We start from the raw sequence: 5,277 nt of genomic DNA, 5'->3' as shown, positions 1-5,277 counted from the left end.
ACCACGCCGTTCATCGAGACGGTGTGGACCAGGGTCCGCATGGCCCGGACCGCGGCGCCGTCCGCGCCGTTCTTGTCACCCCGGCCCACCCAACGACCCGCGGCCATCGCCGCGGCCTCGGTGACCCGGACCAACTCCAGGGCCAGATTGCGGTCAGGGGCCTCGGGTGACACCTCGAAGGGGAACGACGGCAGTGCGGGTGCGGTGAGAGGCATCAGGATTCCTTCTGGACGTGCCCGAACACTAGGACGACCTGGACGCTACCTCCGCCCCACCGCTCCCACGGCCTCGGGAGCCGCCGCGGCCTACGCCTTTGGCAACTTGCCACAATCGCGGGCCAGATGGCGGAAGGGCAGGTCAGCCGGGTCCGTCCGGGTTCCGGACGGACCCGGTGAACCGGAGCGCCCGTGTGTAGGCCCGCGCGTCAGGGGCAACCGGGAGAGGACCCGTTCGTTTCCCGGGTCCGCCGCACGAATTGACCACCGGAGCTCCGATGAACTTCCCCAACGGCGGCTCCCCCGACGTCACCGGCGTCGTGGCCCTGCTGCTGGACACCGAAACCCTCAACGAATTCCTGTGCGGCCTCGCCGAGCAGGCGATGAGCCACGCGCCCAAGGCCGACGGCTGCGGCATCACCCTGCAGCGCACCGGGCGCTTCCTGACCGTGACCAGCGCGGGCACCAGCGCCCCCGCCCTGGACGAGAAGCAGTACGGCCTGGACGACGGCCCCTGTCTGCAGGCCCTGCGCACGGGCGACGAGGTCCACGTCAGCGACCTGATGGAGGAGCAGCGCTGGGGCGCCTACCCCGCGCACGCCGTGGCCGCGGGCACCCGCTCGTCGCTGTCCCTGCCGATCGCCCCGCACAGCGACACCGCGGGCGCCTTCAACCTGTACTCGCCCGTGCCGCACGGCTTCGACGACAGCGACCTGCTCTCCCTGCGCACCCTGGCCGCCCAGGCCACCGGCGCCATCGAACTGGCCCGGCGCATGGCCCGCTCCCGGCAGTTCACCGCCGACGTCCGGCAGGCCGTGCGCTCGCGCGGCGTCATCGACCAGGCGATCGGCATCATCATGGCCCAGCAGCGCTGCCCCAGCGCCGAGGCGTTCGCGATCCTGCGCGCCGCGTCGCAGAGCCGGAACCTCAAACTCCGCGACCTGTGCGTCGAACTGATCACCCGGCTCACCGGGCAGCCGCCGCACGATCCTCCCGACCTACGAATGCCCGAGCTATGAGGTTCCGATCAAGAGCATCGAACAGATAGCCTCGTAAACGGAGTTGGGATGAAGCTCCGTGACCGCACCGGCATCCCGTTCCGCCATTCCCCGGCCCCAGGCGGCGACCGGATGCCCATGCCCGGCCGGAGCCGCAGCGCCGACGACACGGCTCCGGCCCCGTCCTCCCGGAGGGAACTCCCGCGCCCCCCGGAGGACGCCGCGCGAGAGGCCGACGGAGGGGAGCCCCTCGTCTCTCGCGCCGGGCGGCCGTCGTCCCCCGAATGGACGGCGGTCGCCCGCCCGTACGTGCCGGCCGACGGGCTCGTCGACGAGTTCCACCCGGTCGTCGTCTGATCCCGGCCCCGCCTCTTCCCAGAAGGCGCTCCTGCGGCGACGATGTTCCTCGCCGGCAAGCGGGGCCTTCGACTACGGCCTGCCGCACCTGCCGTATACACCGGGCGCCGCGTCCGCCTGAGCCCCACGTCGGTAAACACCCGCGTTGATCCGTCGGCAATCGTTTGTTGATTGGCTCCGATCACCCTGTGCCGGTCGCTATTCGGGGGAAGACAGGGAATGCTCAGTGTCGGATACACGCATCTCGGTGGCCGTGCACGCCACCGATCCCCTCAGCAGAGCCGGAGTCATCAGTCACCTCCGGCATCAGCCCACCGTCGAGCTGGTGGACCGCACCGAGGACCCGTCGGAGACGACACAGCGGGCGGCACCCGAGCGGGTCGCCGTCATGCTCGTGGACCGGCTCGACGACCCGGCGGGCACCGAACTGCGCCGCCTGGCCCGCTCCACCGAGCAACGCGTCGTCCTGATCGCGAGTGAACTGCGCGAGCCGGAGCTGCTCGCCGTCGTCGAGTACGGCGTGCGGGCCATCCTCTGGCGGCACCAGGCGACCCCGCAGAAGCTGCTGCGCGCGGTGCACAGCGCGGCGCGCGGCGAGGGGGAGCTGCCACCCGACCTCATCAACCGGCTCATGACCCAGCTGGGGCGGCTGCGCCTGTCCGCGCTCGACGGCTCGCCGTCCACCGCGGGAGCGCACGTGCCCACGCTCGGCATGGCGCCGCGCGAGGTGGACGTGGTGCGGCTGATCGCGGAGGGCCTGGACACCAAGCAGATCTCCGAGAAGCTCGCCTACTCCGAACGCACCGTCAAGAACGTCCTGCACGCGCTGATGACGCGCCTGCAGCTGCAGAACCGCGCGCATGCCGTCGCGTATGCGCTGCGGGAGGGATACATCTGATGCGACCGACCCCACTCCCCGTGCGTACGAGGGGAGTACGGCCGTGATCCACGAAGTCGACGAGGCGCTGCGCGCGCTGCTGCGCGGTGCGCTGCCCGAGGAGGCCGGCGAGGTCGTCTTCGAGGCGCCGACCCGCGACTGGGCGGCGCGCCGCAACGCGCCCACGCTCAACTCGTACCTGTACGACATCCGCGAGGACGTGGCCCGGCGCGAGCGCGGCGCGTACGCGGAGCGGGGCCCGGACGGCGTGGTGCTGCGCAGACGGCAGCCGCCGCGCTGGTTCCGGCTCTCGTACCTCGTCACCGCCTGGACCAACCGCCCCGAGGACGAGCACCGGCTGCTCTCCGCGGCCCTCGGCACCCTGCTCGCGCACGAGCTGCTGCCGCGGGACGACCTGCCGGACGCGCTCGCCGCGCTGCGGGCCACGCTGCCGCTGACCGTGGCGGTGCCGCCGCCCGAGTCGCGCTCCCTCGCGGACATCTGGTCGGCGCTCGGCGGTGAACTCAAGCCGTCCCTCGACGTGGTGATCACGACGCCGTTCCCGGTGTCGCCGGTGTACGACGTGGCGCCACCGGTCACCGAGGGGGTCGTGACCGTACGCGGCATCGACGGCGTGCCGGGCGACGCGCGGCCGCGACTGATGCGGACCACGAAGCGGGACGACGGCGGGGCGGGACCGCGGTGAGCGGCGCCGAGGCGCTCACCGCGCGGCTCGGATCGCTGCGCGAAGGCGTGGCGGAGCTGGTCGCGCGCCGCGGCGCGGGCGACCCCACGGCGACGGATCCGCTGCGGGGCCTGTACGTGACGCAGGAGACGGCGCACCACCTGGCCACGGCTCCCCCGCCGACGCCGCGGTCCGTGGCGGACCTCTCCCCCGCCGAACAGGGCGATCCCCTGGACGAGTTGGCGCTCCGCTTCGGTCTCGCCCCGCTCGACCGGCACATCCTGCTCGCCGCCCTCGCCCCCGACGTGGACCGCCGCTTCGAGCCGCTGTACGGCTTCCTCAACGACGACGTCGGGCGGCGCCGGGCCACGGTCGCGCTCGCCCTGGACCTCGCGGGCACCGGGCCCCACGACCCGCTCGCCCGCGCCCGCTTCCACCCCTCGGCGCCGCTGCGCGCCCAGGGCCTGCTCACCCTCGACGACGAGGACCGGCCGCTGCCGGGGCGGGCGCTGCGGGTGCCGGAGCGGGTGGTGGCCCAGCTCCTCGGCGACGACGCGCTGGATCCCGAACTGGTCGGGCAGGAGGTGGAGTTGCTGCCCGCAGGAGCCGTGGAGCCCCGGCATCCACTCGCCGTCCGCCTCGCCGCGCTCGCCGCCGGGCGGCCGCTCCTGGTCCATCTGCGCGAGCGCAGGGAGGGCACGGCCGACGCCCCGGTGACGGACGCGCTGCGGGCGGCCGGGCTGCCCGTCCTGCGCCACCGGCCCGCGGCCCCCGCGGCGGACACCACGGCGGTGGCCACCGCACTGCTGCGCGAGGCACGGCTGCGGGGGGCCGCGCTCGTCGTGGGACCGCTGCCGCCCGAACCCGGCGCGCTGGTGCGCTCCCTGGCGACCGGCGACGTACCCGTGGTGTTCTTCGGAGGCGATCCCCACGACCCCGGATGGGCGCCGGACGCGGGGCTGCTCGCGCTGGACGCGCCGTACGACGGGGTCGAGGCGGCCCAGGTCTGGCGCGCCCAACTGGCCCTGCACTCCCCCGGGTTCGAGCCCGACGTCGAGCCAGGCTTCGACCTCGACGAGGCCGTCGCGCCCTACCGGCTCAGCGAGGCACAGATACGGCGTGCCGCCCGGGGCGCCGCGGAGCTCGCGGCCTTCGAGGGCACCGGGCCGACCGCCGCGCACCTGCAGCACAGCGCCCGGCTGCAGTCCGCGCCGCTGCTCGACAAGCACGCCCGGCGGATCCGGCCCGAGGTGGGCTTCGGCGACCTCGTGCTGCCGGACGAACCGCTCGGCCTGCTCCACGAGTTGACGCTGCGCGCCCGGCACCGCGACAAGGTGCTCGGCGAGTGGCGGCTGCGCACCGGCGGCGGCCGCGGGCGCGGGGTGATCGCGCTGTTCGCCGGGGACTCCGGCACCGGCAAGACGCTGTCGGCCGAGGTGGTGGCCGGTGAACTCGGCCTGGATCTCTACGTGGTGGACCTGTCGGCGGTGGTCGACAAGTACATCGGCGAGACGGAGAAGAACCTGGAGCGGATCTTCGTCGAGGCGGACCGCACCGACGCGGTGCTGCTCTTCGACGAGGCCGACGCGGTCTTCGGCAAGCGCTCCGAGGTCAAGAGCTCGCACGACCGGTACGCCAACCTGGAGAGCGCGTATCTGCTGCAGCGCCTGGAGGCCTTCGACGGCATCGCCGTGCTGACCACCAACCTGCGGGCCAACATCGACGACGCGTTCACGCGGCGCCTCGACCTGGTGGTGGACTTCCCCTTCCCCGACGTCGAGCAGCGGATCGCCCTGTGGCGCACCTGCCTGGCCGGGACGCCCTGCGCCCCGGAGCTGGATCACGAACTCGCCGTGTGCGCCAAGGAGTTCGAGCTCGCGGGCGGCGCCATCCGGTCCGCCGCGGTGACCGCCGCCTATCTGGCGGCGGGGCACGGCGGCCCGGTGTCGGGCGAGGACGTGCGGGCGGGGGCGCGGCGCGAGTACCGCAAGATGGGGCGGCTCGTGCCGGGTGCGTCACTGCCCTGGCAGTGACGCACGGGAGGGCCCGTCCAAGGGGAGGGGGGTGGGGGCGCGGGCGAGGGCGCACCCCACCCCCCCCCACCACCCAACCCAGAAACAGCACCACCCACACAAACAGCCCAAC

The 5,277-nt window shown here is 73.7% G+C and carries 6 protein-coding genes; 5 read left to right on the top strand and 1 reads right to left on the bottom strand.

Features of this window, described 5'->3' with window-relative positions:
• A partial coding sequence (locus tag ACZ4D5_RS39980; protein WP_467777403.1) for a fructose-bisphosphatase class II occupies window positions 1-215 on the bottom strand: 215 nt, incomplete at its 3' end.
• 278 nt (window positions 216-493) lie between these two features.
• On the opposite strand from ACZ4D5_RS39980, the gene ACZ4D5_RS39975 reads away from it, so the two are divergent.
• The 5 genes from ACZ4D5_RS39975 (at window position 494) to ACZ4D5_RS39955 (ending at window position 5,165) form a co-directional block, all read left to right on the top strand.
• Window positions 494-1,234: a GAF and ANTAR domain-containing protein gene (locus ACZ4D5_RS39975; RefSeq protein ID WP_467777402.1), complete on the top strand. Its 741-nt coding sequence runs from the start codon at window positions 494-496 to the stop codon at window positions 1,232-1,234.
• Between the two features lie 48 nt (window positions 1,235-1,282).
• The gene (locus ACZ4D5_RS39970) at window positions 1,283-1,570 is read left to right on the top strand and encodes a hypothetical protein (RefSeq protein WP_467777401.1); all 288 of its coding nucleotides are present in this window, start codon (window positions 1,283-1,285) and stop codon (window positions 1,568-1,570) included.
• Window positions 1,571-1,796: 226 nt separating this feature from the next.
• Window positions 1,797-2,468, top strand: a complete 672-nt coding sequence (locus ACZ4D5_RS39965) for a response regulator transcription factor (protein ID WP_467777400.1) — start codon at window positions 1,797-1,799, stop codon at window positions 2,466-2,468.
• Between the two features lie 43 nt (window positions 2,469-2,511).
• Window positions 2,512-3,153 carry a Pvc16 family protein gene (locus ACZ4D5_RS39960; RefSeq protein WP_467777399.1) on the top strand — a complete coding sequence of 214 codons (642 nt, stop codon included), beginning with the start codon at window positions 2,512-2,514 and terminating at the stop codon, window positions 3,151-3,153.
• Window positions 3,150-5,165, top strand: a complete 2,016-nt coding sequence (locus tag ACZ4D5_RS39955) for an AAA family ATPase (RefSeq protein ID WP_467777398.1) — start codon at window positions 3,150-3,152, stop codon at window positions 5,163-5,165. Before ACZ4D5_RS39960 ends, ACZ4D5_RS39955 begins: the two co-directional genes overlap by 4 nt.
• Window positions 5,166-5,277: the final 112 nt, after the last annotated feature.

The sequence above is a fragment of the Streptomyces sp. NPDC025651 genome (assembly GCF_055558735.1).
Note: the sequence above shows the minus strand (reverse complement) of the source record. Positions and strands in the feature narration are given on the sequence as shown.